42 protein-coding genes are annotated in these 25,183 nt (G+C 60.1%); 26 read left to right on the plus strand and 16 right to left on the minus strand.

Translation table 11 applies throughout. The features are described from left to right. Positions 1-13 precede the first annotated feature (13 nt). On the plus strand, positions 14-427 hold the full coding sequence (locus SYNCC9605_RS07310) for a hypothetical protein (protein WP_011364427.1): 414 nt from the start codon (positions 14-16) through the stop codon (positions 425-427). On the opposite strand, the gene SYNCC9605_RS07315 is transcribed toward SYNCC9605_RS07310, so the two are convergent. Beyond that, positions 428-661 carry a hypothetical protein gene (locus SYNCC9605_RS07315; RefSeq protein WP_011364428.1) on the minus strand — a complete coding sequence of 78 codons (234 nt, stop codon included), beginning with the start codon at positions 659-661 and terminating at the stop codon, positions 428-430. A gap of 67 nt (positions 662-728) precedes the next feature. On the opposite strand from SYNCC9605_RS07315, the gene SYNCC9605_RS07320 reads away from it, so the two are divergent. Further along, positions 729-1,715, plus strand: a complete 987-nt coding sequence (locus SYNCC9605_RS07320) for a ligase-associated DNA damage response exonuclease (RefSeq protein ID WP_011364429.1) — start codon at positions 729-731, stop codon at positions 1,713-1,715. Here the strand turns inward: SYNCC9605_RS07320 and SYNCC9605_RS07325 are convergent. Further along, positions 1,712-1,972, minus strand: coding sequence for a hypothetical protein (locus SYNCC9605_RS07325; protein WP_011364430.1), 261 nt, complete (start codon positions 1,970-1,972; stop codon positions 1,712-1,714). The genes SYNCC9605_RS07320 and SYNCC9605_RS07325 overlap by 4 nt on opposite strands. A 118-nt stretch (positions 1,973-2,090) precedes the next feature. On the opposite strand from SYNCC9605_RS07325, the gene SYNCC9605_RS07330 reads away from it, so the two are divergent. The 10 genes from SYNCC9605_RS07330 to SYNCC9605_RS07375 all read left to right on the plus strand — a co-directional run bounded on the left by SYNCC9605_RS07330 (position 2,091) and on the right by SYNCC9605_RS07375 (position 9,791). Beyond that, entirely contained in the window at positions 2,091-3,746 is a 1,656-nt protein-coding gene (locus SYNCC9605_RS07330) for an ATP-dependent DNA ligase (RefSeq protein ID WP_011364431.1), read from the plus strand. Next, positions 3,746-6,241 (plus strand): ligase-associated DNA damage response DEXH box helicase, encoded by a 2,496-nt coding sequence (locus SYNCC9605_RS07335; protein WP_011364432.1) that lies wholly within the window; start codon positions 3,746-3,748, stop codon positions 6,239-6,241. The genes SYNCC9605_RS07330 and SYNCC9605_RS07335 overlap by 1 nt, the downstream gene beginning before the upstream one ends. 67 nt (positions 6,242-6,308) lie before the next feature. Continuing rightward, positions 6,309-6,746 carry a DUF3598 family protein gene (locus tag SYNCC9605_RS07340; protein WP_198002433.1) on the plus strand — a complete coding sequence of 146 codons (438 nt, stop codon included), beginning with the start codon at positions 6,309-6,311 and terminating at the stop codon, positions 6,744-6,746. Further along, positions 6,718-7,203, plus strand: coding sequence for a DUF3598 family protein (locus SYNCC9605_RS07345; RefSeq protein WP_041434812.1), 486 nt, complete (start codon positions 6,718-6,720; stop codon positions 7,201-7,203). The genes SYNCC9605_RS07340 and SYNCC9605_RS07345 overlap by 29 nt, the downstream gene beginning before the upstream one ends. Before the next feature lie 50 nt (positions 7,204-7,253). Further along, the gene (locus SYNCC9605_RS07350; protein WP_041435641.1) at positions 7,254-7,454 is read left to right on the plus strand and encodes a hypothetical protein; all 201 of its coding nucleotides are present in this window, start codon (positions 7,254-7,256) and stop codon (positions 7,452-7,454) included. A gap of 318 nt (positions 7,455-7,772) precedes the next feature. Beyond that, on the plus strand, positions 7,773-7,973 hold the full coding sequence (locus tag SYNCC9605_RS07355; protein ID WP_257928495.1) for a hypothetical protein: 201 nt from the start codon (positions 7,773-7,775) through the stop codon (positions 7,971-7,973). Between the two features lie 24 nt (positions 7,974-7,997). Continuing rightward, the gene (locus tag SYNCC9605_RS07360; protein ID WP_011364435.1) at positions 7,998-8,396 is read left to right on the plus strand and encodes a hypothetical protein; all 399 of its coding nucleotides are present in this window, start codon (positions 7,998-8,000) and stop codon (positions 8,394-8,396) included. Then, complete coding sequence (locus tag SYNCC9605_RS07365) at positions 8,393-8,938, plus strand: DUF1543 domain-containing protein (RefSeq protein ID WP_011364436.1); 546 nt, start codon at positions 8,393-8,395, stop codon at positions 8,936-8,938. The genes SYNCC9605_RS07360 and SYNCC9605_RS07365 overlap by 4 nt, the downstream gene beginning before the upstream one ends. A gap of 248 nt (positions 8,939-9,186) precedes the next feature. Then, entirely contained in the window at positions 9,187-9,519 is a 333-nt protein-coding gene (locus tag SYNCC9605_RS07370) for a hypothetical protein (protein WP_011364437.1), read from the plus strand. 17 nt (positions 9,520-9,536) lie between these two features. Then, entirely contained in the window at positions 9,537-9,791 is a 255-nt protein-coding gene (locus tag SYNCC9605_RS07375) for a hypothetical protein (protein WP_011364438.1), read from the plus strand. 1 nt (position 9,792) lies between these two features. Here SYNCC9605_RS07375 and SYNCC9605_RS15135 read toward each other — a convergent pair whose 3' ends face one another. After that, positions 9,793-9,942, minus strand: a complete 150-nt coding sequence (locus SYNCC9605_RS15135; RefSeq protein ID WP_198002434.1) for a hypothetical protein — start codon at positions 9,940-9,942, stop codon at positions 9,793-9,795. 476 nt (positions 9,943-10,418) lie between these two features. On the opposite strand from SYNCC9605_RS15135, the gene SYNCC9605_RS14665 reads away from it, so the two are divergent. Both SYNCC9605_RS14665 and SYNCC9605_RS14670 read left to right on the plus strand, forming a co-directional pair. Continuing rightward, entirely contained in the window at positions 10,419-10,559 is a 141-nt protein-coding gene (locus SYNCC9605_RS14665) for a hypothetical protein (RefSeq protein ID WP_156783043.1), read from the plus strand. Next, positions 10,556-10,678, plus strand: a complete 123-nt coding sequence (locus tag SYNCC9605_RS14670) for a hypothetical protein (protein ID WP_257928511.1) — start codon at positions 10,556-10,558, stop codon at positions 10,676-10,678. Before SYNCC9605_RS14665 ends, SYNCC9605_RS14670 begins: the two co-directional genes overlap by 4 nt. 21 nt (positions 10,679-10,699) lie before the next feature. On the opposite strand, the gene SYNCC9605_RS15800 is transcribed toward SYNCC9605_RS14670, so the two are convergent. The 7 genes from SYNCC9605_RS15800 to SYNCC9605_RS07410 form a co-directional block, all read right to left on the minus strand. Then, positions 10,700-10,915, minus strand: a complete 216-nt coding sequence (locus SYNCC9605_RS15800) for a molecular chaperone DnaJ (protein WP_011364440.1) — start codon at positions 10,913-10,915, stop codon at positions 10,700-10,702. 147 nt (positions 10,916-11,062) lie between these two features. Then, positions 11,063-11,665, minus strand: coding sequence for a lipase family alpha/beta hydrolase (locus SYNCC9605_RS07390; protein ID WP_374699850.1), 603 nt, complete (start codon positions 11,663-11,665; stop codon positions 11,063-11,065). Then, a complete protein-coding gene (locus SYNCC9605_RS15805; protein WP_374699851.1) occupies positions 11,583-11,771 on the minus strand; it encodes a hypothetical protein in 189 nt (62 codons plus the stop codon). Before SYNCC9605_RS15805 ends, SYNCC9605_RS07390 begins: the two co-directional genes overlap by 83 nt. Continuing rightward, positions 11,768-11,950: a hypothetical protein gene (locus tag SYNCC9605_RS07395; protein ID WP_041434818.1), complete on the minus strand. Its 183-nt coding sequence runs from the start codon at positions 11,948-11,950 to the stop codon at positions 11,768-11,770. Before SYNCC9605_RS07395 ends, SYNCC9605_RS15805 begins: the two co-directional genes overlap by 4 nt. 78 nt (positions 11,951-12,028) lie before the next feature. Beyond that, complete coding sequence (locus tag SYNCC9605_RS07400) at positions 12,029-12,685, minus strand: methyltransferase domain-containing protein (protein WP_011364441.1); 657 nt, start codon at positions 12,683-12,685, stop codon at positions 12,029-12,031. 3 nt (positions 12,686-12,688) lie between these two features. Next, on the minus strand, positions 12,689-12,910 hold the full coding sequence (locus SYNCC9605_RS07405) for a chlorophyll a/b-binding protein (protein WP_011364442.1): 222 nt from the start codon (positions 12,908-12,910) through the stop codon (positions 12,689-12,691). Further along, positions 12,907-13,401 (minus strand): hypothetical protein, encoded by a 495-nt coding sequence (locus tag SYNCC9605_RS07410; RefSeq protein WP_257928515.1) that lies wholly within the window; start codon positions 13,399-13,401, stop codon positions 12,907-12,909. The genes SYNCC9605_RS07405 and SYNCC9605_RS07410 overlap by 4 nt, the downstream gene beginning before the upstream one ends. A 65-nt stretch (positions 13,402-13,466) precedes the next feature. On the opposite strand from SYNCC9605_RS07410, the gene SYNCC9605_RS07415 reads away from it, so the two are divergent. Further along, on the plus strand, positions 13,467-13,652 hold the full coding sequence (locus SYNCC9605_RS07415; protein ID WP_011364444.1) for a hypothetical protein: 186 nt from the start codon (positions 13,467-13,469) through the stop codon (positions 13,650-13,652). On the opposite strand, the gene SYNCC9605_RS07420 is transcribed toward SYNCC9605_RS07415, so the two are convergent. Then, a complete protein-coding gene (locus SYNCC9605_RS07420; protein ID WP_011364445.1) occupies positions 13,636-13,827 on the minus strand; it encodes a hypothetical protein in 192 nt (63 codons plus the stop codon). The two genes, SYNCC9605_RS07415 and SYNCC9605_RS07420, sit on opposite strands and share 17 nt — an antisense overlap. A gap of 50 nt (positions 13,828-13,877) precedes the next feature. On the opposite strand from SYNCC9605_RS07420, the gene SYNCC9605_RS07425 reads away from it, so the two are divergent. Genes SYNCC9605_RS07425 through SYNCC9605_RS14675 form a run of 5 tightly spaced genes read left to right on the plus strand, consistent with a single transcriptional unit; the run spans position 13,878 to position 15,994 of the window. Next, a complete protein-coding gene (locus SYNCC9605_RS07425) occupies positions 13,878-14,363 on the plus strand; it encodes a hypothetical protein (protein ID WP_156783044.1) in 486 nt (161 codons plus the stop codon). Next, a complete protein-coding gene (locus SYNCC9605_RS07430) occupies positions 14,360-14,791 on the plus strand; it encodes an NUDIX hydrolase (protein ID WP_011364447.1) in 432 nt (143 codons plus the stop codon). Before SYNCC9605_RS07425 ends, SYNCC9605_RS07430 begins: the two co-directional genes overlap by 4 nt. After that, positions 14,781-15,569, plus strand: coding sequence for an ABC transporter ATP-binding protein (locus tag SYNCC9605_RS07435; RefSeq protein WP_011364448.1), 789 nt, complete (start codon positions 14,781-14,783; stop codon positions 15,567-15,569). The genes SYNCC9605_RS07430 and SYNCC9605_RS07435 overlap by 11 nt, the downstream gene beginning before the upstream one ends. Positions 15,570-15,624: 55 nt before the next feature. Further along, positions 15,625-15,825 (plus strand): hypothetical protein, encoded by a 201-nt coding sequence (locus SYNCC9605_RS07440; protein ID WP_011364449.1) that lies wholly within the window; start codon positions 15,625-15,627, stop codon positions 15,823-15,825. Then, complete coding sequence (locus SYNCC9605_RS14675) at positions 15,806-15,994, plus strand: hypothetical protein (protein WP_198002435.1); 189 nt, start codon at positions 15,806-15,808, stop codon at positions 15,992-15,994. Before SYNCC9605_RS07440 ends, SYNCC9605_RS14675 begins: the two co-directional genes overlap by 20 nt. Before the next feature lie 32 nt (positions 15,995-16,026). Here the strand turns inward: SYNCC9605_RS14675 and SYNCC9605_RS07445 are convergent, their stop codons facing one another. Then, entirely contained in the window at positions 16,027-16,851 is an 825-nt protein-coding gene (locus tag SYNCC9605_RS07445; RefSeq protein ID WP_011364450.1) for a metal ABC transporter permease, read from the minus strand. Positions 16,852-16,883: 32 nt separating this feature from the next. Between SYNCC9605_RS07445 and SYNCC9605_RS07450 the strand changes: the two genes are divergently transcribed. Beyond that, positions 16,884-18,248, plus strand: coding sequence for a lysophospholipid acyltransferase family protein (locus SYNCC9605_RS07450; protein ID WP_011364451.1), 1,365 nt, complete (start codon positions 16,884-16,886; stop codon positions 18,246-18,248). Here SYNCC9605_RS07450 and SYNCC9605_RS07455 read toward each other — a convergent pair whose 3' ends face one another. Together SYNCC9605_RS07455 and SYNCC9605_RS07460 are read right to left on the minus strand one after the other, a co-directional pair. Beyond that, complete coding sequence (locus SYNCC9605_RS07455) at positions 18,249-19,004, minus strand: metal ABC transporter ATP-binding protein (RefSeq protein ID WP_011364452.1); 756 nt, start codon at positions 19,002-19,004, stop codon at positions 18,249-18,251. Continuing rightward, positions 19,004-19,891: a metal ABC transporter substrate-binding protein gene (locus tag SYNCC9605_RS07460; protein WP_049749524.1), complete on the minus strand. Its 888-nt coding sequence runs from the start codon at positions 19,889-19,891 to the stop codon at positions 19,004-19,006. The genes SYNCC9605_RS07455 and SYNCC9605_RS07460 overlap by 1 nt, the downstream gene beginning before the upstream one ends. A gap of 178 nt (positions 19,892-20,069) precedes the next feature. On the opposite strand from SYNCC9605_RS07460, the gene nth reads away from it, so the two are divergent. Then, on the plus strand, positions 20,070-20,723 hold the full coding sequence (nth, locus tag SYNCC9605_RS07465; protein ID WP_011364454.1) for an endonuclease III: 654 nt from the start codon (positions 20,070-20,072) through the stop codon (positions 20,721-20,723). Here nth and SYNCC9605_RS07470 read toward each other — a convergent pair whose 3' ends face one another. Beyond that, on the minus strand, positions 20,724-21,008 hold the full coding sequence (locus SYNCC9605_RS07470) for a 2Fe-2S iron-sulfur cluster-binding protein (protein ID WP_011364455.1): 285 nt from the start codon (positions 21,006-21,008) through the stop codon (positions 20,724-20,726). Between the two features lie 395 nt (positions 21,009-21,403). On the opposite strand from SYNCC9605_RS07470, the gene SYNCC9605_RS07475 reads away from it, so the two are divergent. Next, positions 21,404-21,613 (plus strand): DUF1651 domain-containing protein, encoded by a 210-nt coding sequence (locus SYNCC9605_RS07475; RefSeq protein WP_011364456.1) that lies wholly within the window; start codon positions 21,404-21,406, stop codon positions 21,611-21,613. Positions 21,614-21,837: 224 nt separating this feature from the next. Continuing rightward, positions 21,838-22,101, plus strand: a complete 264-nt coding sequence (locus tag SYNCC9605_RS07480; RefSeq protein ID WP_011364457.1) for a hypothetical protein — start codon at positions 21,838-21,840, stop codon at positions 22,099-22,101. A gap of 411 nt (positions 22,102-22,512) precedes the next feature. On the opposite strand, the gene SYNCC9605_RS07490 is transcribed toward SYNCC9605_RS07480, so the two are convergent. After that, a complete protein-coding gene (locus SYNCC9605_RS07490) occupies positions 22,513-23,103 on the minus strand; it encodes a uridine kinase (protein WP_011364458.1) in 591 nt (196 codons plus the stop codon). Positions 23,104-23,270: 167 nt separating this feature from the next. Here SYNCC9605_RS07490 and SYNCC9605_RS07495 point away from each other — a divergent pair, with 167 nt between their 5' ends. Together SYNCC9605_RS07495 and SYNCC9605_RS07500 are read left to right on the plus strand one after the other, a co-directional pair. Continuing rightward, positions 23,271-23,513 carry a hypothetical protein gene (locus SYNCC9605_RS07495; RefSeq protein ID WP_198002436.1) on the plus strand — a complete coding sequence of 81 codons (243 nt, stop codon included), beginning with the start codon at positions 23,271-23,273 and terminating at the stop codon, positions 23,511-23,513. A gap of 63 nt (positions 23,514-23,576) precedes the next feature. Next, complete coding sequence (locus SYNCC9605_RS07500) at positions 23,577-24,962, plus strand: serine hydrolase domain-containing protein (RefSeq protein WP_257928534.1); 1,386 nt, start codon at positions 23,577-23,579, stop codon at positions 24,960-24,962. The last annotated feature ends 221 nt before the right edge of the window (positions 24,963-25,183 follow it).

Consider the following 25,183-nt stretch of genomic DNA (forward strand, 5'->3'; position numbering starts at 1 on the left):
GCATGTCGAGCAAATGAAGGGCATCGACGTCTTGGCCGTTTTGGCGGTCATCACATTGGGTTCAGGCGAGAAAGTGGTCGCACAAGCCTGGAATCAGCCGATTCCTGAACCAGCAACGGAGTCCACAGCACAAACCATGCAGTTGGCCAACCAACTGAACCAAGTGGGGGCCAGATTTTTTGGAGCCCATTGGTGCCCCGCCTGCAAAGAACAGATGAAGCTCTTCGGCAAACAGGCCGGAGGCAACCTGAACTACGTGGAATGCGGTCTGCCCGACAAGTACCCCGACCAGCTCAGGCAGTGCAGGGATGAAAACATTCGATCCATCCCCACTTGGACACGGCCCGGATCAGCACGGCTTGAGGGTGTTCAGTCGATCAACACCCTCGAGCGCTGGAGTGGCCTCAGGCCTGAACAGAAGAACTGATCACTTCTTGCGGCAATAGCCAGCGCCAACATTCATCCAGCCAGAAGGGCAGGCTTCACCGTTGGTGGGCCTCATCTCGTAGTAAATGGGAGACGTGCAGGTGGTGCCCAGCGTGTTGACATAACCCAGAGGGCATTGGTTGTGGCCTTTTGCCTTGGGAATCTTTTTCTGAGCCAGAGCGGAACTGGGCACAGCCAGGGCTGAAACAAACAGGGCGGCAGCCAGAAGCTTCATGGCAAACGGGGCAAACGCGCTCAAAGTACGGGGCTTCCAGACTGTTTGCAGTGATCAGCAGCGGAGCTTGATCGAACGCACGCCTGATGGGTTGTACTGCCGAGCCGCAAAAGCTTGGGTTGACCCGTGGCGTCCAGTACCTCGGGCCCTGATCACCCACGCCCATGCCGACCACGCCCGACCCGGATGCGGGGAGTACTGGGCTGTGGCCTCAAGTGAAGGGGTTCTGCGCCAAAGGCTGGGCAAAGACATCACGCTTAACCCGGTGGCCTACGGCGAAGAACACTGGCTGGGGCAATGCAAGGTGTCGTTTCACAGCGCAGGACACGTGCTTGGTTCAGCGCAGATCCGCCTGGAATCGGAGGGGGTGGTGTGGCTGGTGAGCGGTGATTACAAACGTGATGACGACCCCAGCTGCGAACCCTTTGAACCGGTGCGCTGCGATGTGCTGATCACCGAAGCCACCTTCGGGATGCCGATCTATCGCTGGCAGAGCGGTGAACAGGTGGCCAAGGACATCCATGCCTGGTGGAGCGGTGATCGCACCAGGCCGTCACTGCTGTTCTGCTACGCCTTCGGCAAAGCCCAACGCTTGCTGGCTGAGCTGAAGGCCATCGGCGTCGAGGAGGAGGTGCTACTGCACGGCGCCGTAGAAACCGTAACCCGCCACTACCGCGAGGCGGGAGTTCCCATGACCCCCAGCCGTCCCGTCAGCGAACTGACCCGCAAGGATCCGCTCCACGGGCGTTTGATCCTGGCCCCGCCATCGGCCCATCGCTCCAGCTGGATGCGTCGGTTCAAGTCACCTCAAACAGCCTTTGCCTCCGGCTGGATGGCCGTGCGCGGAGCGCGCAGACGGCGGGGCTATGAGCGGGGCTTCGTGCTCAGTGACCATGCCGACTGGCCTGGGCTGATCCAGACCGTTCGGGACAGCGGCGCCCGAAAGGTATACGTCACCCATGGCCAGAGCGATGTTCTAGCCCGCTACCTGCGGGAGGTGGAGGGTGTGGATGCGGAGCCGCTGGAGACCCTGTTCGAAGGGGAATCGGACTAGAACTTGGCGATGCCGTCCGGCAGCTCGGGGAGGTTGAGATTCGCCTGACGGCCTTCAATCGCGGCATTGAGTGACTCAATCATCATGGCGTTGCCGCTGTCTTTAACGGCTTCAAGTGCCTTCTGCAGTCGACGTTGACGGTCGGAAGGATCCTCCGCTGTTTCCGGAACAGCCACAGGAGTCACCACGGCAGTTGCTGACTCAGTGGCGCGGACAGTGTCCAGTTGTTGCGCCAGGTTGTCCCAGAGGAGTGCCATCCGGCTGATTCAGGAAGCTGCGCTCAGATCAACACAGGTCTGCGTCTGATTTCCAGCACTGCTCACAAAATGTCTTGTCAGGATGGCGGGGCATTTCGTCCATCCCGTTCAAGCGCGCATGCGGGCCTTTCAGGACCTGTTCAATCAACTGGATCAGGTCACGGGCACCAAGGCCAAGGTGCAGGCGCTGGTGGACCACTTTCAGGGGGTCGAGCCAGGCGAAGCGGCCTGGGCGTTGACGCTGCTGTTGGGCAAACGACGCCGGCGGCTGATCACCGGTCGCCGACTCCGCGACATCCTGCGAGACCGCGGCGGTCTTCCGGATTGGCTGATCGACGACTGCTATGGCCAGGTGGGCGACTCAGCCGAAACCATCAGCCTGCTCTGGCCTGCCGTGCAAGAGCGGGTGGAAGCGACCGATCCCGGTCTACCCAGAGCTGAAGGGGATAGGCCCCTGAGCTGGTGGATGGACACACTGCTGCCGGCCATCAGCACCAGAAGCGATGAGGACCAAGCCAATGCGGTGATCTGGCTGTGGCATCGAACCCCGCTCGACCAGCACTTCATCGTCAACAAACTGCTCACGGGAGGGTTCCGTGTCGGCGTGTCGACGGGCCTGATCAGCCGCGCCATCGCCGAGGCGTTTGATCTCGAGGAAAGCCTGGTGGTGCAACGGCTGATGGGGGGCTTTGAGCCCTCGGCCGAGCGCTTCAGGCAACTCACCGACAGCGCAACCGCAGATGAACACCGTTCCAGTGGCACCCCTTACCCCTTTTATCTCGCCAGTCCCCTGGAGCCCGAACGACTGCGGGAGACATCCGCAAACGAATGGCAACTTGAGTGGAAATGGGATGGGATCCGCGGTCAGCTGATCCACCGCGGTTCCGGCGTCTACCTCTGGAGCCGTGGAGAAGAATTGGTCAACGAGAGCTTCCCTGAGCTGGTTGAGGTGGCTCAGGCCTTGCCGTCAGGAAGCGTTCTGGACGGCGAACTGATCTGCTGGCAGCAGAACGCAGCTCAACCACTTGGTTTTGATCAGCTGCAACGACGTCTCGGCCGCAAAACCGTTGGGGCAACATTGAAACGCGACTGCCCGATGCGGTTCATCGCCTACGACCTGCTGGAACATCAGGGCACGGACATTCGCCAGCTGGGATTACGGCAGCGTCAGCAGCATCTGACTCAGCTGCTGGGCAGCATCGAGCATCCTGATTCGTGGCGGTTGAAGCAGAGCCCGTCCTGGTCGATCAACACCTGGGAAGAGCTTGAGAAACAACGGAACCTGGCGCGTCAACACAACGCCGAAGGGCTGATGCTCAAACAAGCGGATTCGCCTTATCTCAGCGGGCGCAAACGCGGCAACTGGTGGAAACACAAGCTGGAGCCGATGACCCTCGATGCGGTGCTCCTGTATGCCCAGGCCGGCAGTGGGCGACGCGCCAACCTCTTCACCGATTACACCTTCGGCCTGTGGAGCAACACGGAAGAACCGCAGCTGGTGACTTTTGCCAAGGCTTATTCAGGCCTCAATGATGCCGAAATCCTCGAACTGGACCGCTGGATCCGCCGCAACACCCTGCAGCGCTTCGGGCCAGCACGGTCCCTGAAAACCGAGCTGGTGTTTGAAATCGGCTTTGAGGGCATCCACCCCTCAAAACGCCATAAATCAGGCATCGCCGTGCGTTTCCCGCGCATCCTGCGCTGGCGACGCGACAAACCTGCCGATGAAGCGGATTCACTCCAGACCGCGATGGCATTGATCGAGAACCGTTGATGGCAGCTTCAAAAGCGAAGGCGAAGGCAAAGGCCAAACCAACAACCAACGACCCTCGCTTGAACCCGATTCATGCCTGGTTCGCGCAGAGAAACTGGACACCGCTGCCGTTTCAGCAGGAGACATGGAACGCCTATCTAGCGGGGCGGAATGGGTTAATCCAAGTGCCCACGGGATCGGGCAAAACCTTCGCCGCTGTTATGGGACCGATGGCGCGGATGTTGGCGGAGGAGCAGCCGTTGAAAGGAATACGTCTCGTCTACATCACGCCCTTGCGGGCCCTCAGCCGCGACTTGTCGCTGGCGATCCGCGAGCCGATCGAGGCGATGGGGTGGCCGATTCGGGTGGGCATCCGCAATGGCGACAGCAGCAGCAGCGAACGCACTAAACAGCTCAAGGCGCCGCCACAGATTCTGGTGACAACTCCGGAGTCCCTCGCCCTGCTGCTTAGCAACGCCAAGGCCGAAGAGCTGTTTGGCCAACTCGAGACGGTGATCCTCGATGAATGGCACGAGTTGATGGGCAGCAAACGGGGCAGCCAGACCGAGCTGTGCCTGAGCTGGTTGCGGCAGCTGCGTCCCCAGCTCCAGACCTGGGCCATCAGTGCCACCATCGGCAACATCGAGCAGGCGGCGCGCCATGCCCTGGGGACGGCAGGCGAACCGCAGCTGATCGGGGGTGCGCCAGCCCGCAGCACGGAGATTCGGAGCATCCTTCCAGACACGATCGATGGCTTCCCCTGGGCTGGACACCTCGGTTTGCGTATGTACGAGGAGCTGGTGGCCCGCCTCAATCCCGGCATCAGCACCTTGCTGTTCACCAACACCCGCAATCAGTCAGAGCGTTGGCACCAGTGTCTGCGCTTCGCATGCCCGGAAATGGAGAAGGGATTGGCCCTGCACCACAGCGCGATTGATCGCAGTGAGCGGGAAGCGATCGAAGCCTCCGTGAAAGCCGGCAGCATTCGTTGGGTGGTCTGCACAAGCTCTCTGGATCTCGGGGTGGACTTCCAGCCCGTGGAACAGGTAGTGCAGATCGGGAGCCCCAAGAATCTGGCTCGGCTGCTTCAGCGGGCAGGGCGGTCAGCGCACTTGCCCGGCGGAACATCCCAAGTACTGTTCATGCCCACCAATGCCCTTGAACTGCTTGAACTCAGTGCCGTGCGGCGGGGGCTGGTGGAGGGTCTGGTGGAACAACGCAAGCCGCCGAAAGCCCCTCTTGATGTGCTGCTGCAGCACCTCACAGGGTTGGCCTGCGGCCCTGGCTTCAATCCCGAGCACACGTTGCAGACCGTGCGGAGCTGTGCCGCCTACGCCGATCTGAGTCAGGACGACTGGGACTGGTGCATGCTGTTTCTCGAGCAGGGCGGAGAGTGCCTGGGGGCCTATCCCCGTTACCGCAAGCTCGAGTGGGAGGAGACAAGCCAGCGCTACCGGGTTCGAGAAAAGGCCATCGCCCGGCTGCACCGTCTCAACGTTGGAACGATCACAGCCGCACCAGCGATCACCGTGCGGTTTGTCCGTGGTGCCGTTCTCGGCCATGTGGAGGAGACCTTCATCAGCCAGCTCAAACCGAAGGATGTGTTCTTCTTCTCCGGCCGCCAGCTGGAATTCGTGCGGCTGCGGGACATGACCGCTTACGTGAAAGTGAGCACCAAGAAGACGCGCACGGTGCCTGCCTGGGCAGGGGGACAGATGGCCCTCTCCGATCTGCTGACCCATCACCTGCGTCTCGAGGTGGACCGTGCCAGCCGGGGTGATCTCGACAACGCTGAACTGCAGGCTCTGAAACCCCTGTTTGATCGACAACAGGACATCTCAGTGCTGCCGACGGTTGGTCAGCTGTTGATTGAGACCTGTCGCACCCGCGAAGGCACGCACCTGTTTGCCTACCCCTTTGAAGGACGGTTCGTACATGAGGGCATCGGCTTCCTCTGGGCGTCGCGACTCACCCGTCTGGAGCGAGGCACGATCACGGTGTCGGTGAACGACTATGGCTTTGAGCTGTTGGCACCAAAGAGCTACCCCATGGCGGAGCTGCTGGAGGACCACATCGATCTGCTGCTCGATCGGCAACAACTGGAGCGGGATCTGAAGAACGCACTGAATCTTTCCGAGCTGCAACGGCGACGCTTCCGCGCTATCGCCCAGATCGCTGGTCTGATGAACCGCGGCTTCCCTAGATCGAGCAAAAGCACCGGCCAACTTCAGATCAGTGCCTCGCTGCTGTTCGATGTGTTCAGCCGCCATGAACCGAACAATCGCTTGCTGCTGCAGGCCCAACAGGAAGTGCTCGATGACCAGTTGGAGATCTCACGCCTGGAGGCTGCCTTGAAACGTGCTGCAAGCCAGGAATGGCTGCACGTTGAAACCCCTCGCCCCAGCCCGCTGGCCTTTCCGCTGCTGGTGGAACGGCTCAACAACAGGATGAGCAATGAATCCGTTTTGGAGCGGGTTCAGCGGATGAAGGACGAGGCCATCCGCAAAGAGGGTTGAGCCAGGATTGGCGTGTTGCAACAACACCATGGGTCGTTGGTTCACGGTTTTGGGTCACAGCGCCCTGTTGTTTGGCCTGGCTGTTGTTGAGCCAGGTTTGAGCCGAGCCGATGGATCGGCACGCGGGTCAATCACCACAGCAGCATTAACAACGGAAAAGCAGGCAGCAGAAGGAAATTGGCATGCCTTTTGGAACAACCACCTGGGGATATGGAAAGGCAGCTGGACGCGCTACACGTCGAAAGGAGACGTCAAAGAAAGCTTCGCCAGCACACGCGAATTCACCGCCAACTCAGCCGCGACGGAGATCGTTCAAAACAATCGATACCGCTATACGGACGGTCGCTCAAGACACAAGCAATGGTCCTACAACGTCAAAGATCACAATCAACGGGATGGTTTTGCTCATCCAGCCAGCATTCCCATGCGCGGGCTTGCTCTCGACAATGGTGCCGCTGCCTGGTTGATCCCAATCGTTGGAGCCAAACCAGTTCACACCGTTTGAGCTGTTTCTGATGGATGGCGACCGTCGCCACAGCGTGGGAGTGCTCTTTGAGAAAGATGGGGCGTTACTTCGCACCGCCACGATCAGAGAACAACGGGGCAACGCCTCAACCGATGGTTGGACAGACGCCATCGATCAGGTGGAACCGTGGCATCTCGTCGGCCCATGGCAAGGGCAAGGGCGTCAGATTCTCAAGGATTTATCGCGCTTGCCCTCCAGCACCACGTTCTGGCAATGGATTGCCCCCGGAGAATCGGATCAATCCAATCACTACCTTCCGGATCGCATCATCCTGCGTTGTCCAAAACGCATCACTCCGATGCAGCCCTTTTCCATCCAGGTGATCTGGATGTTGCGCGACGATGCGATGCAGACCATCACAGCGGAATACGACAAGGATTTAGAGCTGATCGACGTGACACACCAAAGCCTCAGTCCCGGGACGCTTCCGAATTGAGATCCAACTAGATCACCCTTAAAGTTCGAAACTTGCAGAGATCAGAAACGTTGGCAAAGCTTGGCGAGATCAAACTCAAACAGATTCCCCAACTGAACACGGCCAACAGCTCACCGTTGATTCGAAAACACAAGGAGGTTCTGAATCTGATGATGAGAACGCTTTCACTCGATACCTACGGCCTCACCTGGGCTCAGTTCGCCAAAGGTTTTGGTTGTGGCGGCTTAGCCGTTTGGCTGCTGATGCGCTGATATCAGCCATGGTGTACGGGCCTTCCACCCCGTCGCAGCGACTCCAGCATTCCCTTTTCCAAGGCCGTCAGTTTTGGGGCCGGCTCATTCAACGCAGCTTCCGCCCGTGTCTTGGCGGCAGCAATGAATCGATCAGTTTTATCTCCAGAATCAAAGGCCAAGCTGTCTCAGCAAGAACCACCAAAGGTATGGATCGACATTTGTTCAGGCTCAGGACTTAAGGAAGATCACTGAACCATGAGACGAGGCAGCGAGCTCCTTTCAACAATTCCCTCGATTGCACAATCGTTGCTATCGGTTGGAGGTTGCAGCAACCCAATGAGCCGTTACCCCGTCTTCTATTGCTCTCCAGCGGCCGTTGACGCTGGCTTCAGGCCTGTTGAAGCGGCGGATGCCTACGAGGCTGAACAGATCGTGCAGCGCGAGCACCCCGGCGCAGTAACGGCCTCTCTAAGCGAACGGGTGACCAACGAGGAGGAAATCCGCCGATTGTTTGTGGTCTGGCTCGAAAAAGTTTGAACAGCTGGAGCCACCGAGGGGTGCATGGGACGCAATCCGTTGTCGGTCACAACCCCCAGCTGGCTGGACATCGACACCGATAGCTACAAGCGGCTGCTGAACCGCACCGCGGTGACGATCACCAAACGCGCCAGAAAGCGTGGAGCCACGTATCAGGTGAAGGAAGCCATCGATGCCATCCATGCAGCCTTTCAGCGTTGTGACGGCACGGACCCCTACGACGGACAGCCATTGGACGATCGCCTTCATGATGGACAGCGCAGTCCGACCGTCTCCCCGGTGAGCAGCACCACCACTGCGAGTTTTGAGATTCTCAGCCGGCAGACCAAGGAAGCCAAAGGAGAGAGAAACGCCGAGGAGTTCATCGCCCACTGCCGTGCTGTCGTCGCCCATGCCGACTCGGCGTCGACGGTACGGCCATGAGCAGCGCCAAGAAGCTGTTCCTGGTGGTGCTGGGGGGGCGTTGCAAGGGCTGCCACGTTGAGCAACACGATGTGCGCTGGGTCGTGGGCGAAACCATCGACGCAACGTTGCCAGCCCTGCGCAAGGAATGGATCGGCCTTCGCCGTGGCCTGCACATCGACAGCTACCGCTGCATCGACCATGCCGATGGACATCGCATTGAGGTTGTAGAGCACGCACAGGACGCAACTAGTGCCGATGCTTCGCATCTGTGGTTCGTCAACCTTGGCGCCTACGACCCCACATCAATGGCGGAGCAGCACGCCTTCGGGGTGATCGTGGCCCGTTCTTCAGCCTCTGCAAAAGCACGGGCACGCCAGCGTTGGCTGCAAGGTAAAGAACAGGTTCACAAGGATGATCTTCACCCTATCGACATGGACAGCAGCCTGGATGATCTGCTGCCGATTCAAGGCAATGGCCAGTGGCATTTGAAACTGATCGTGGATCCTGACGTTGGCGACGCACCAGTGCACCCCGATTGGTACGGCTACTTGAAGATCTGACCACAAAACAAACTCAGGTCAGCTACAACACACATCCACACTGAGGATGAGTCGTGCTGATCCTGATCCTCCTTGTTCTGACAGGCTCCTATGCCGGACTGTGGGCATTGCGATTCGTACTCGAACAACGCACCGACACGCCATAAGCAGACCGATTCCACGATGAAGATTTAGTCACATCTGGCTGGAAACTTGACGAAGTTTGGCGAATCAGTCGGTCTAGGGTCAGCCCATTCCATCCGCCTGCAATGTCGCCAGCCCAACGTCTCAGCACAACTGCGCTGGTTGCCGTCCTCGCCGGAACCGGCCTGAGTTCCGCAGCTGCAGCCCATGGTGATAACCATCACCACCACCACTCACGCAAAAAGAAGAAGGCCTACAACAGGGGCTATAGGCAGGGTTACAGAAGAGCAATCGAAAGCAACTACCGCACCTATTACCGCATCTATTCACCGGTGTACGGACCCATGGTTTCACCGGCGCCCCAGCGGGTCATCGTTGCCCCAGCGCCGTGGATCGTTCCCGTTCACCCCCACCGGCAAGGCACACGGGTCAATGTCGGCCTTGGCTTCAATCTGTAGACAGGGTTCAAGGAACGATGCCCAAAGAAGTCGGTAACGATGCCAGTGAAGCGTGGCGCGACCATGTGCTGAAACAGGTGGTGGATTATCTGGAGACCCATCGCGATGAGATCATCGACCGCTTTGAGGTCGAGAACAGCTACAGCCTCAAGCGTGAGGACATCGAACAATCGGATCTTTTCGATTTCGATGTGTCAGTCACCCTGCATCGCGATCAATCATCTTCGTTCGGCCTTGGGTTCGGTTTTTTCAAAGCCAACATGATTCGCTGATTCAACCTGCGGGCTTCCAGATGACGTCGGGATCCTGGCTTTGAAGGGTTTGTTCAGCCAGCTTCAGGTAATAGAAATAGCTTTGTCTGTCTTCAGATTCAGCAGCTTTGTTCATCAGGTGCAGATAGCTCAGACGCTGATCGCTGTTCATGCGTGGTCGTGATTTGAATCAAACAATCACCTCGAGCAGCCTTTGATTTCGGTATCAGAAAAAACAACCGAAACAATTCTGGGTATCACTTAGGCACGTTTTTATCTTTTCTTCTGGTACCTGGGTCCCATGCCTTCCCGAATCCTGCAATCAACAGGGCTGAAAGTTCGGCGTGACGGGAGGACCACCTCCAGGGGGAACAACGCAGCCGGGATCAGATGAACCAGTGTTCTGCTCAGGCAATGCAGGAGATTGGAGCGCGGGCCCTCCTGGGGATGCCGGACCCAGATCAATCTTGCCCGGCCGGATCAGTTGAGACGTGACATTGAACGCCAAACCAACGAGCAAACCGAGCCCCATCGAGGCCGAGAAAGCGATGAGGAGTTGACGCTGACGGTTGTTCATCCCACTGCTTGATCCCGATGAAGGTTGATGGGCCGCTGGCTCTGGCCTGAATCTCAGTGAATGAAAGAGATTTGACAGATCAAAACAGACCGCTGGATGATCCGCCTGCTGCAAACGGAACGATCGAAACACAGTCTCTGCTGACGCTGCTCACGCCCTTCCTCGTCTTCGGGGCGTTGTTTGTGGTGCTGCTGCTGGTCTGGGACCGATGACAGCCCCTGTTGCGGGACTGCTCTGGACGCCATACGCCGATTGGATTTACACCGTGGTCAGCCTGAGTGGGTTGATGCTGATCACCTGGCTGGTGCTGGGCCGCAGCAGCGGCAGCTGACGCGATTCAAGGCACGTCAGGTCAGGCGGCAAGCATTTCCATCTCAGGCTCAAGCAGCACATCGCGAGCTGTGTTGAAGCGCGTCATCACCTCAGGGTGGCCCCCTTTGTCGGGGTGATGTTGAACAGCCAGAAGTTTGTGGGCCCGCTTCACCTGGGCAACGGTCAAACGTCCAGTCAGCGGCAGGCCAAGACACTGCCTGGCCTGAATCGCCTCGAGGCCGGGGTCGCGCCCCATTTGGCATTGATCGCGACGATGGTTTGACGTTCCCGGCTTGCGCTTCTTGCTTGTTTTGCGTGTAGCCGACCTGGCCTGACCCCCAAACCCTTTCGATTCCTGCACAAGCTGATCGCCGAAGCAGGTCACAATGCCTGATCGCCTGGTTCAGTCGCCGAGCTGCGACCACCAGCGCTCGATCCGATCGGTGGAGCCGTACCAGCTTTGGCCGAACAATCCGCCGTGGGCCGTATCAGCCAGCTCAATCCAACGGGCATCCCGCAGCAGGGCTGATGGGAGGGGAACCAGGCCGTCCCCCTCCAGATCCGGGTCGCCAATGATCTGGCGATAGCTGCGGGCAGCGCTGCGGCGCGAAAAATTGGATGCATTCGCTCCCAGCGGATCAAGCCGACCCGCAACCGCCACGTAGTCCACCCGATCGGCTTCAGGGCAACCCGGAAACTCACGATCCACACGAGCCCGCAATGGTGTGGCACGCAGGGCCTGATGGGGACTGCCGAGAGTAATCAGGCGATTGCATCGGGCTGCACCGTTGAAACGGCGTCCCAGAAAGGTCTGATCGGCCAGATAGGGGCGCAACATCACCCCGCCGGAGCTGTGACCAATCAAGGTAACGCGCCCTTTAGGCGACTCGCTTTGAAGCTTGCGCACAGCGGCATCAACACGATCAAGCAGGCGACGCCAACCGAAGCCCCCAGCTGGTGGCCAGCCAATCCAATTTGGACGCAGGCACGATGCGCACCGCAGCACCGGTGGCCTGATCAATCCAATCAGCGAGGGGGCTATAGGCCTCCTGCGTGATCAGAAAGCCACCGAAGATGACGACGGGCTGGGTGAGGCGAGACGTGCTGCTCACCGGATCAACGCACATTGCGGAGCCTTGATCAGGTCGTAACCACGCCGAATCCGACTTCCACCAGGTTCAAGAACCGTGCTCAGCTGCTGATCCTCAGACGAAGCCTCAAGAACCACCTGCTGACCGATCAACACAATCCTGAAGCGCCAGGGGAGAAAACCTGGAAGGGTGAAGCTCATGGAGATCCTGGTTCTAGCCTCACGCTGCCGCTATGCAGAACAACGTCCATCCCTGCAAGGCAAAGGAAAGTCGAGGAATCAGTAGAGAGGTTTCTCGGCCACGACGGCAAAGAAAGGATCTCCCTTACCGCCAAACAAGCCCATCACACCCTCGGCGCGGGTGTCTTCGGCAACGATCTCCGGCTGGGGCCAACCCTGTGCCATCAACACCTCAGCGACATAACGGAGGTGATCACCGTCATCCCCATCGGTCCAGACCTGGGGAGCCTTGGTGAAGAACATTCGATTGGAAAACGCCACGATCACCTGGCCCCGGGGACGGGTGATCCGCCAAAGCTCAGCGGCGATCGGCTCGGGCTGTTGCAGGTATTGCCAACCGGCCACGATCAGAGTGGCGTCGATCGAAGCATCCTCAACCGGGAGGGTTTGGTCGCGGTTGAGGTTCTGAACCCAGTGCCGATCCAATCGGGGGTTGGCACTCAGCTCCTCAGCGTTAAGGCCATGGCCGATGACGTTGTCGTAACTGACGTCGTCCGGCAGGTGGCTCACCCAACTGCTCATCAGATCCAGCACCTGGGCACAGGGAGGAATGCGCTCGCGGTAAAGGGCAGTCAGCCGAGCCCGAAAACCCGCATCCAGGTGGTGAACGAAACGCGGCTCGCTGTAGAAGATCGCGTCGTCGGTGGCGTCCAACTTGAAGCGTTGGGAGTCCTTCAGAACAGGAACTACCGTCATCGATCAACCCAGCAGCAGGTACCAGTGCAGGGCTGCACCAAGCTGACCCGCGATTCCCAAGCCTGTGGCCTTTTCAAGCACCACGGCAGCCAAGAAACCGAGCATGGCCACCCGGCCATTGAGCCGCTCCACATCGGTCAGGGCAGACCGGTTCCAGGGGCGTGCTGTGGTGAGCGACTCGCCGAAGCGTTCCGGTTCTTCGTAATGAAAAGCAGGCCGACTCATCGCAATGCGCAGATCCAGCGGACCTTAACCACGGTTCCTTTGCGACCGGGGTAGACAGTCCAGGCACCATCGGCCTGGCGTTGCTCCAGCTGACCTTTGGCGCAGTTGGCACGCATCGGCAGAACCCGTTGGGTCCACTGGTCCTGGCCAGCGCGCTGGATCAGCAGGCCTGCCTCTACCTCAACGGCACCGTCCACGCTCTTGGGGGCCCGGATGTATTCAGCCGCCTTGAGGGCGGGGGTGTCGAGGGCTTCCATGAAGATCCAGCCGTAGCCGGGAAGCAGATCGCCGCGACGGGACTGCCAAACCGCTGGCTCCTGCATCGGCTGCCATTCCGCCTGGACAGGCCCTGCGATCAGTGACAGGAGTGAAGCAAGAGCAACGTTGAAGGCCAGAGCAGGGGAGGCCATGGGCAGCGGGATGCGGGCAGAGAGGTCGGACGGACTGTCGGTCGCTTCATACAGCTTTACGAAGCGTTGAAACGCAAACACGAATGAATGGTTATGGAATTCCACCCAGCAGGAGTGCCAGCTTGAAACGACTGCTTCATCAGTCCATGGCCAGCATTGCTCGGGGACGGGCTGCCTACACCGTCCGACACAAGACATCCAACGGAGAAAAGCTGGAATCCTGCTTCTACGCCACCGATGCCTTTGAGGCCCGTCTGCTGGCCATGGAGTTCAACGCCTACATCCGACAACACCCGAACTGCATCGATTCAATCCTCAGGACGGAGGCCTGAACGGCGCCCGCCGACGCTCCACCTGAACGAACACCAGCCAGGCCAGGCTGGCGAGCCCCCCTCCGATCCAATCACTGCGCAGCAGTTCCACCAGGGCGATGGTGCTGGCCCCGATGCGCAGTCCCCGTAGAAGCAGGTCCGTTAGGGGAGGTGTCCGGCGCTTGTCGCGCTCCATGGGCCGACTCCGAAAAGATGGGGGTGTTGCAGAGCCCCATGATCTCAGCCGTGCCTGGTTCGCCTGCCGCAGCTCTTCTGGCGAGGGAAGGCAAGAGCCGCCGTGAGGGCAGCGGCATTCAGATCGAGCAGCTGCCGGGCTGCTGGATGTTGCAGCAGACCTGGACGCGCAGCGGTGATGCACCGGCACCTGGCACTGCAACGCTGCTGCGTTGGCTGCAGGCCAGCCTGACCTTGAGCCGCGGCGGCCAGGGCCTGAGCATCGTGAATCAGGTCTGCCTGGCCGGTTTCCGGTTGCGGTTCAGCGGCCAGGCACAGCTGAAGGGATCCAGGCCATTGCTGATGTTCAGCTTCACTTCGTTGGAGCTGAGCTGGTTCGATCAGGTCCTGCTGCAGCGAAGCCTGCCGTCACCGGAGCCCCAACGCTTGCCCTTCTTTGCCCTGATCGAACTGAACGAGCAGCAGGGAACACTCACAGCGCGGGGGCGGGGCGGTGGACTGGCCCAGTGGTCACGCCTCGAGCCGCAGACGCCATGAAGCCCGCCGTCGCCCTGGCCATGCTCGAGCGGGAGGGCCGATGGCTGCTCCAGCTGCGAGACGACATCGACTCAATCATTTACCCGGGCCACTGGGGGTTGTTCGGCGGCCATCTCGATCCGGGAGAGACAGCCAGCGACGCGGTGCACCGCGAGCTGCAGGAGGAGATCGATTGGTCACCCAGCCTTCCGCTGGAACCATGGTTCAGCGATGACAGCGGCAACCGGGTGGCCCACGTGTTCCGCGGAAAGCTCAGCGTGCCCCTGAGCCAACTGCAGTTGAAGGAAGGCCAGGAGATGAAGTTGGTCTCCCTCAGTGGTCTGGTGCGTGACTCGATCTGGAGTGAGCGGCAGCAGGAGCTCCGTCCCGTCGCCCCACGACTCTCGATCGTGATCGAACGGTTGCTGCAGGAAAGCCATGACAGCTGAAACCTGGCTCGATCTCCGCAACGTGGAGGCATGGCAGGGCGATCGCCCGGTGCTGCACGAGCTCAACCTGCAATTGAAACTGCGGCAGTCCACAACCTTGTTGGGGCCCAATGGCGCAGGCAAAAGCAGCCTGGTGAAACTGATCGACCGCAGCCTCTACCCCATCGTTCGCCCCGATGCTCATCTGCGGTTGTTTGGTAGCGAGACGGTGAACCTCTGGGCGCTGCGCAGCCGCCTGGGAGTGGTGTCGAGCGAGCTGGAACAGCGGCTTCATCCCAAAACAGCTGTTGAAGAGGTGGTGGTGAGCAGTTTTTTTGGGGCCACCCGGCTGGGCCGCGATCAGGAGCCAAGCGTTAAGCAGTGGGAGCAGGCGCGAGATCTGCTTGATCAACTGCACCTTCACAGCATCCGTGAACGCTGCTGGGGAGAGCTATCGGACGGAAAGCGACGCCGCCTGTTGATCGCTCGCGCCCTGGTTCACCAACCCGAGGTGCTGGTGCTGGATGAACCGAGCCGCGCCCTCGACCTCCAGGCCTGCCATCAATTGCTGGCGATCCTGCGGCGCTTGATCCAAGGGGGAACCACGGTGGTGCAGGTCACCCATAGGGTCGACACGATCGTGCCGGAAATGGAACGGGTGCTGTTTCTGGCGCAGGGACGCATCGTTAGTGATGGAACTCCGCAGGAGATGCTGCAGCCCGCCGAGCTGAGTGAACTGTTCAACACCCCGCTCAACGTGGTTGAAGCCCAAGGCTTTCGCCAGGTTCTTCCGGGATAGATCCAGACGCAGCACCCTGCTCTGCTAGGGATGAGGGCCAGTCCACGAAATCGCCATGGCAACGGCAGAACAAAAAAAGACCATCACCAAGAAGCGCCTGCAGGAGCTGCGCAACCAGTGCCGTGACCACTACAACGTGGTGGCCGATGGTGTTCTGCCCGACGGTGCCGATGTGCGCGTCACCATGGGCAGGCTCCAGGAGCTGATCGAACTGCTCGATGGCAAAGCCAAGTGGGATGACAGCGAAGCCTCCTGAACCGTTCCAGGACATGCGGGACGATCTGGATTACCGCGAGCCGTGGGACCAGGCCGGTTCCAATCAAAGGGAATCCTATCGGGGTCGTTCCGCCAAGGACTTTCACTTTCGAGAAGCCGGCGTTCAACGCTTCAACGACACCTACGACTGGGACGAGGACGAGCGCTGATCCACTGATCCACTGATCCACTTATCCACTGATCAGAGACGCCGCAGCACCCCCTGGCCAGGAGCAAGAAGAAAGGCGAGCACGAATTGCGCGGTTTGTGCCAGCACGATGCAACCAGCGGTGGAGCTGTCGGTCCAGTAGCTGATGAACACCCCCAGAACGCTGGAGAGCACGCTGCTGGTGACGGCCAGCAGCGTCATCCGGTCAAACCGATCGGTGAGCAGATAGGCCGTGGCACCGGGGGTGACCAGCATGGATACCACCAGGATGATTCCCACGGTCTGCAGGCCGGCAACGGCGGCCAGGGACAGGAGTCCCAACAGCATGTAGTGCAGGAGTCCGGTGTTGATCCCGATCGATCTGGCGTGGGTCGGATCGAAGCAGAAGAGCATCAGGTCCCGCCGAAACAGCAGCAGCAGCACCAACACCAGCACCGAAATCACCAGGGTCTGCTGCACGTCCCCCGCTGAGATCCCCAGAACATTGCCGAACAGGATGTGGGTGAGATCGATGTTGCTGCGCGTCTTGGAGACGAGCACGAGCCCCAGAGCGAAGAAGCCAGTGAAGACAAGCCCGATGACGGTGTCTTCCTTCACCCTCGACTTCTGCTTCACAAAGCCGATGGCGGCAACGGAGCCCACACCGAAGACGAACGCCCCGAGGGAGAAGGGCAGGCCCAGGGCATAGGCCACCACCACGCCAGGGAGTACAGCATGGGAGACGGCATCACCCATCAACGCCCATCCCTTCAGGGTCATGAAGCAGGACAACAGCCCGCAAACACCCCCAACCAGGGCACTGATCATCAAAGCCTTCACCATGAAGGCGTGACTGAGGGGTTCCAGCAAAAGCTCCATCGGATCAGTATGGGCGCGCTGCAGCCGGTTCGATGCCCCGCGCCTCCACCCAGAACGCCCGCCCCGCGCTGCGCCGGCTGCCCACCCGCCCCAGCCGAATGGTTCAGGCCGTGGTCAGTCGATTGCTGCCCCTGCTCTTCCGCAGTCAGGGGCTGGAACTAAGCCACCGTGATGCGGCAGAAGGCCTGGCCAGGGCCTTTGCAGTTCAGCAGTCGGGGGCCTGCAATCTGCTGATCGCCTTTCGTCACCCCAGCACCCGTGACCCGGTGGTGATGGCGGATCTGTTCTGGAACCAAGTTCCCCGGGCAGCTCGGCGGCTCAAGCTGCAACTGCCACGACCCATCCAGTTGCGGTTTCTCTACGACCGCGGCATTCCGATCTGGGCTGGCCCCGTGATCGGCTGGCTGTTGCAACGCAGTGGCGGCATCGCCATCCACCGCGGCCGCTTGGATCGCCCAGCTCTGGCCCTGGCCCGCGCGGCGCTGGCCCAGGGGCGCTACCCGCTCGTGGTGGCACCGGAAGGAGCCACCAACAAACTCTCCGGCGAGATGGCGCCCTTGGAGCCGGGAGTGGCCCAACTGGCGTTCTGGGCCGCTGAGGATCTGGAGAAAGCCAACGACGAGCGGCCGCTGGAGGTGTTGCCCATTGGCATTCATTACAGCTGGAGACACCCCAACTGGATCGCCCTCCGGTCGCGGTTGGCGTCCCTCGAACGCCATCTCGGCATCAACTGCACCGACGCCGGCCCGGACAATCCCGAGACCACCAGCCGCGACAGGCTGATCCAGATCGGCATGAATCTGCTCAAAGCCCTTGAGCAGCTTGAACGGCTGACGCCTAATCCAGCTCAGACCTTCATCGAACGGATCGAGGCCTACCGACTGCATGGCCTGGCCAAAACCGAAGCGCATTTCGGACTGCGTGCCGTCGGCAACCTTCAGGAGCGCTGCCGCCGGATCGAGCAGGCCGCCTGGGATCGGATCTACAGGGAAAGTGTTGATCAGCTCCCACCGCTGCAGCGGAGCCTGGCGGACTGGGAGGCACGGGAAGCCGACCTCCAACTCACCCGCATGCGACTGGTGGAGCATTTCACCAGCGTGAGTGGTCATTACATCAGCGATCGAGCCGACTTCGACCGCTTTGCCGAGATGTTGCTGCTGGTGGAAGAAGCGATCGGCTGGATCGAAGACAAGCCCTGGAAGGGTCAGCCCAGCCTCGGCCCACAACGGGTGGAACTGCGTCTTGGACGGGCCTTGCCTGTGCGGCCTCGCCTGAGTCAGTACCGCAGCAACCGTCGCGAGGCGATGCAGCTGTACATGCAAGACCTGGAGCAGGCTCTCGTTGCCCTGATGCCCGACGCCTCTCGGGAAACGGCAACTGAAACAGGAGAGCTCTGATTAGAACGTCTCCTCCGGGGAGCTGTTGCCCGTCAGCAGATCGGGCGGCACGCCTCCGAAGGTCATGGCGAGATTTTCAGGGGTGAACACTTCCGAGGTTTCCCCGTAGGCGAGCACGGTCTTGTTGATCAGAACCACCAGATCGCAAAAATCACGGACGTGGCCCAGGTCGTGGGTGGAAATCAGGATCGTGCGGCCCTCGTCGCGGAACTGAAGAAACAGCTGGGCCATCAGCTGCTCAGTGCGCACATCAACACCATTGAAGGGCTCATCCAGCAGCAGCACATCGGCGCGCTGGGCGATGGCTCGGGCCAGGAACGTGCGCTTGCGCTGACCACCCGAAAGGGTGCCAAGGGGACGATCGGCCAGCTCCAGCAGATCAACCCGCGTCAAGGCGTCCCGCACAGCAACACGATCTGAGCTGCGGGGAATCCGCAACAGATTCATCGCTCCGTAGCGGCCCATCATCACTACATCCCACACCGACACTGGGAACTGGGCGTCCACCCCTTCGCTCTGGGGCACATAGGCCACCGCTTGATGACGCTGGGCTTCAGCAACGCTGCTGCCGTTGATGCGGATTCTGCCCCGCGAGGGGCGAACAAACCCAGTGAGGGCCTTGAAGAACGTCGATTTGCCGGCACCGTTCATGCCCACCAAACCGCAGATGCAACCGGCTGGCAGGTGCAGGCTGGCGTCGTATAAGGCAACGGTGCCGTTGTAGTCCACACAGAGCTGGTCGGCCTGAATGCGCATCAGCGGTTGCTCTCGGACAGGTCCAGGCCCTTGAGGATCAGACCCACATTGTGCCGCTGCAGTTCCAACAGGGTTGGTGCAGGGCCGTCCGGAGATGAGAGGGAATCCACGTAAAAGGTGCCACCGAATCGTGCTCCGGCCGCCGCTGCCACCTCCCGTTGGGCTTTATCGCTCACGGTGCTTTCACAGAAAATGGCCGGCACCTGCCGCTCCCGCACCGTGTCGATCAACCGTGCCATGCGTTTGGGTGTGATCTCGCTTTCGGCATTCACCGGCCAGAGATAGGCCTCTTCGAGTCCGTAATCCGCTGCCAGATAAGTGAAGGCCCCCTCACAACTCACCAGCAGCCGTTGCCGGGCCGGCAGCGTGGCAATCGCCGTGCGCAGCTCCTGATCCAGAGCCTTGAGCTTGGCTTTGTAGACTGACGAGTTAGCGGCAAAGACCTCGGCTCCGGCCGGATCGAGTTGGCTGAAGGCCCGCTCCAGATGGTCCACATAGCCCATCGTGCGCTGGGGGGACATCCAGGCATGGGGATTGGGCTTACCGGAATAGGCGTCCTCCTTGATCAGCAGAGGCTCCATCCCCTCCGAAAGTGTGATGGTGGGCACGTCCCCCGCTGCAGCCGTGAAACGCTGGGCCCACAACTCCAGCCCCAACCCGTTCTCGACAATCAGATCCGCCTTGCTGGCGCGCTCGATGTCACTGGGGGTGGGTTGATAACCGTGGATCTCGGCCCCGGGCTTGACGATCGAAGCCACCTGCATCCGATCACCCGCCACATTTCTGGCCAGATCAGCCAACACCGTGAAGGTGGTGAGCACCTGGGGGCGGGAATCCGCGGCGATGTTCTTGTCTCGACTGCGGCAGGAGGCGAGCAACACACCCATCACAACCAGCAGCACGGCCGCCGAACGTTTCCAGCTCAACAGGTGCAATGAAGACAAATCTGGCCTATCAAGGATCGCACCTGTTGGTCCTAAAACAACTGCGGCAGCTGCAGGGAAACGCTGCAACGAAGCGATGCAATCGCCGAAGCGCCAAGATCACCTGACTCACTGAACACCCGTGCGCAGGTCTGAGCGAGTGGAGGTGATCCTGCAGCGCCTCCACGAGCAGTACCCGGAAACACCGGTCCCCCTGGATCACAGTGATCCCTTCACCCTGCTGATCGCTGTTCTGTTGAGTGCCCAGTGCACCGACAAGAAGGTGAATGAGGTGACGCCGGCGCTGTTTGCCGCCGGACCGACACCCGCTGCCATGGCAGCACTCGAGGAGGAGCAGATCCTGGCGTTCATCCGGCAGCTAGGGTTGGCCAAAACCAAGGCCAGAAACGTGCGCCGCCTCGCCCAGATTCTGGTGGCGGCCTACGACGGCGACGTACCCCAGAGCTTTGAGGAACTCGAGGCATTACCCGGCGTGGGGCACAAGACAGCCAGCGTGGTGATGGCCCAGGCCTTCGGCGTGCCCGCCTTCCCCGTCGACACCCACATCCACCGGCTGGCACAGCGCTGGGGCTTGAGCGACGGCAGCAGTGTGGCGCGCACAGAGCAGGACCTCAAGCGCCTCTTTCCCAAGGAGCACTGGAACAAGCTGCACCTGCAGATCATCTTCTGGGGCCGTGAGTTCTGCACGGCAAGGGGCTGCGACGGCACCGTCTGCCCCATGTGCCGTGAGCTTTATCCAAAACGGCGGCGTCCTGTGATCACCCGCAAGCCCTGATCAAGACAAGTGCTCTTCAGCGTTGGCCTTGATCACGCAATCAGCGGTGGGATAGCTCACACAAAGGAGGGCAAACCCCTGACCCATCTGATCTTCATCGAGAAAGCTCTGATCGGTCTGATCCACAGAGCCACTCACCAAAAGGCCGGCGCAGGTTGAACAGGCGCCTGCCCGGCAGGAATAGGGCAGATCAACACCGGCCTCCTCAGCCGCATCGAGGATGTACGTGTCATCAGGGCAGGCAAAGCTGGCACCGCCCTCGATGCTGATGTTGAAAGAGGCCATGACGTGGAAGGTCCTGAAGGGGTGTTAGCTGAATCAGACCATCCGAGCCAGGAAAGCTGGACTTGCAATGTCGTCCCTTGCATGGGAGGGGGAGGCGCAGGCGAGGGAACCTCCGCTCGTTCAACTCCCCGAAGCGTTGGCAGTGATGCTCGCGCCGGAGAATCATCAAGCGAATGAGAACAGCTCTTACTAAGCAGTAATACCTAAAAACGTGCGGATCTATACCCGCCAAAGCGCCAGCGTCATGGACAGCGCAGCTTGAAAGCAGTGGTGCTTTCGATGCGTCACGAAGGGGGCGGGCTGAGAAGCCTGCTCCTTTTTTTGGCCCAGACCGGGCGATTGAAGACGACTTGACCGCTCGCGCCCACCCTTGCTAGTACAGATGTACTTACAGCATGGCCATCGGAGAGGGCTGGCTGATCGACAGCGACGATTGCTGGATCTGGCGATTCCACCGGGATCAGAAGAGATGGATCAACGAGCCGAAGGTCTTCATCGACAGAGGCCGTCGACTGCCGGATGGCCCTCCCCTACTGAAGGAACGCCGACATCTGCGAGAGGCCGAAGCAGAACAACTCTGGGCGTCCTTGCAGACCCAGGGCTGAAAGCGGCTTGCATCACCGACCTGGGGGGACGCAGTTGAACTTTGAAAGAGGTCGCTGGGGCCAACTGCGAGGCTGTCCATCAGCAACCCCAGCCCACGCATTGGATTGGCAAGTTGGATATGTGAGGAAAACGCTTCACAGGGTGGAAACAAGGACACACTCCTAAGAGTCGTTTTGAAACCCCTGCCTTCGGCGGGGGTTTCTTTTTGTCTGCAGGAAAGCCCATGGAATCGGTCATCAACGAAATCGAGTTCAACTTCGAGCAGACCGTCAGCATCCGAACTGACGTGAAGCTGAGCAAGGACGACGTGAAGCAGATCGTCTCGGAAGCCCCAGCAGAAACGCTGGAGGAGATCGTCTACCAAAGCCTGGTCACCGATGAGTTGTACCTGAGGGCGAGGGCAAAGGAGATCGCCGCCAAACTCAAACAGGACACCCTTGAAGTGAACAGGATCGAGTACTGGGACGACCAAGGGAACAAGGTCTGAACCCGTAACCGCTGGTTGACCTGAACACACCAAGCACCACTTGCGACTCCCCCATTGATGAGCAGTGGATGAACATCCTCCGGTTGAAGTGAAATGGCCGCTGGCAGAGCTTGGCCTGGTTGGGCCATGGTGAAGAAAGGTGCCTTGAACGCTGTTGCGCACTCAACGTCAGCTTCGCCAGCAGTTGCTGGCTCAATCACCACCAGGCAAGCCCCGATCCTTCATGGGGATTACCGCTGGGCATTGTCAGAACATTCAAGCCCTAGCCCTGCTTCTGCCAGGCAAAGAACGCTGGTTCTTTCGACAGAACAAGCTGCACCGGGTCGATGGATGGCGAAAATTTCGCGGCTCTTATTTCGCCGCAAAGCGCAGACCCGTTGATTCAGTTCGTCGAACCACGGGCCACTTCGGCTAGCCGATTCTGCTGAGAACGGGCTCCAGATCCCAGGCGTAGCCGCGAACGACCACGTCCGCACGGCGTTTCAAAGGGTGAATGAAGCATCGCTCACCCGGCAACATCTCGCACAGCATCTGGCGAATCACGTACAAAGCCGACCGCTGCCTGTCACGCACATCACGCCTGAGGCGTTGAACCAACCGCTGCAGAAGAGGCGTTTCGATGTACACCACCAGCGAAATCGGCAAAGACTCCAACAGATGTTGCGGCCCGTAGGAGCCTTCCACCAGAACCAAGTCATAGGACTGCTGCAACAACCTGGAGCTGACCTTGCGGCTGCGCATGTCGTAGCTGCGCAGGGAATCGAGCTGCCGGTAGCGAACAGCGCTGAGCTGCAACCTCAACTGATCCGCATCAATGGCATCCACCGTGTCGAAGCCGTAGCGCGAGCTGGGCGACCAACCACTGCGGTAGTAGTCGTCGCAGGAGATCAGCAGTGGCAGGTGCCCCCTGGCACGCAGCTGCTCAGCCAGATGGGCCGCGAAGGTTGTTTTGCCGGCCGCGGACGGGCCGCAGATGCACACCAGAGGTACTGCCCGAGACATATGCCGCCTTGACTCACGCCAATGCTGACAACACACCCCGAACAAGGCAGCAAACGGTAGCCTTTGATACAGTTTGAGACTATGGTGAAATCACGTTGAGCCTCATCCACAGGCCGCAGTCAGTTCCACGCCAGGCAACGGGGGTGTGGGCACCGCGCAAGAGAGAGATGAACACCCTTCAACTGATCAAGGCACGGACTGTGCGCAACCAGGCCGTTGAATCGGCCAGAACACAGATGGCACGTGCCTTCCGCCACCAAGGCCACACCGACCGGGTGCACACCCCGGTGGGAACCACAACCAAGCTGCTGCGCTATCGCGGCGTCACCTACGAACCGATTGATCCGCAGCAGCACCCAACCGGCGGGCGGGAACTGCGTTACCGCGGCGTCAGCTACGACGTGTACTGAAGCCAAACATGCACCGATGATTGAAGCGGGGGCCATCCCCGCTTTTTTCATGGGCTGTTGAGGGTGACGAAGAACCAGTTGCGCACTGCCTTGTTCTCAGCTGCAGCAGTGACCTTCAGCGCCGGGGCAGCCCTGGAACCTCCATTGCAGAACCTGACCAACCTCGCCAGGGCGGGCACGAGCTTCAGCGCCAAACAGCTCTGCAGCGGTGTGCTCATGGCTGGAATGGATCCAAATCGGATGCTCAGGGAAGATCTGGCCGCCGGCCAGGGGCTGATCCAAACCAGGATCGAACCCGGCGCTGGGCGCGTTGAAGCCAGCGCCCTGTTCGGACTGTTCCGCTCTGAAGCCGTTCAGAACGGAGAACGGGGCTGCACCTGGCGGATGAACGGGCAGCCATCGCCACGGTTGTTCCGTCAGGCCACCCCAGGCAACAGAGATCCCAAGTCAAGCGGAGGTCCCTGGCGCCTGGTCGACATGGCTCCTGCAGAGCCACCGGAGATCGATCGCCAGGCGCTGAACGATGTTCTCGATCGCGCCTTTGAGGAAAACGAGCCACTTGCACCCAAACGAACCCGTGCCGTTGTGGTGGTGCAGGACGGCTGGGTGATCGCTGAGCGCTACGCCGAAGGCATTCAGCCAAACATGCCCCTGATCGGCTGGTCGATGAGCAAAAGCATCACTCATGCCCTGATCGGACTTGCCGTATACAAAGGAATTCTGGATCCGGACAAGCCGCCGAGCGTGCCCGAGTGGAGCGATCCAGAGGACCCACGTCGACGAATCAGCCTCGATCAACTGCTGCGGATGAACAGCGGGCTGGCCTTTGAGGAATCGACGGGAGCCCTGAACTCAGATCTGGTGCAAATGCTCACCCAGGAAGCCGACATGGCAGGGTTCGCCGCCAGCCAGCCCCTCATCAAAAAACCAGGCAAAAAGTGGAGCTACTCATCCGGAACCACCAACATTCTCAGCCGGATCCTGAGGCACGCCATCAACGACGATCAGGACTACTGGGCCTTTCCCTCGCGGGCTTTGTTCGCACCCCTGGGCATGACGACGGCTCTGCTGGAAAGCGACAACAGCGGAACTTTGGTGGGCTCATCGCTGGCCTGGGCCAGCGGACGCGATTGGGCCCGATTTGGCCAGCTTTATCTGGATCAGGGCCGATGGAACGGCAAACAACTTCTGCCCGCGAACTGGGTTCAGCGGGCGCGAACGGCGTCGCGAGGATCCAAGAAGGGATATGGAGCGCATTGGTGGCTCAGCCGCCGCAAATCTCGGCCTGATCTCCCCAACAACAGCTTTTCAGCGGAGGGCTACCAGGGACAACTTCTGCTGATTGTTCCATCCCAGCGTGCTGTGATCGTGCGTCTGGGACAGACACCGAACAAGGCAGGATTTGATGTCAATGCTTTCGGGGCTGATGTTCTCTCAGCCCTTCGATAAGCGAATAGCAGAGCTCAGCTGTTGTCGCCGCCCTTGGGAACGAAAGCCTGGGATGCTGCAACAAGAAGCCCAGTAATCAACAGGGCAGGCAGGATGACGGTTGGACCGCCTGGAGCTGTCTGGGAAGCAAACAACAGCATGGTGTGGCAACAAAAACCATTGGATACCCTGACAGAACAGGGACCAAACAGCGACTCCCGCAAACGTTTGTCGTAGAGGCC

The sequence above is a fragment of the Synechococcus sp. CC9605 genome, assembly GCF_000012625.1.
Classification (GTDB): domain Bacteria; phylum Cyanobacteriota; class Cyanobacteriia; order PCC-6307; family Cyanobiaceae; genus Parasynechococcus.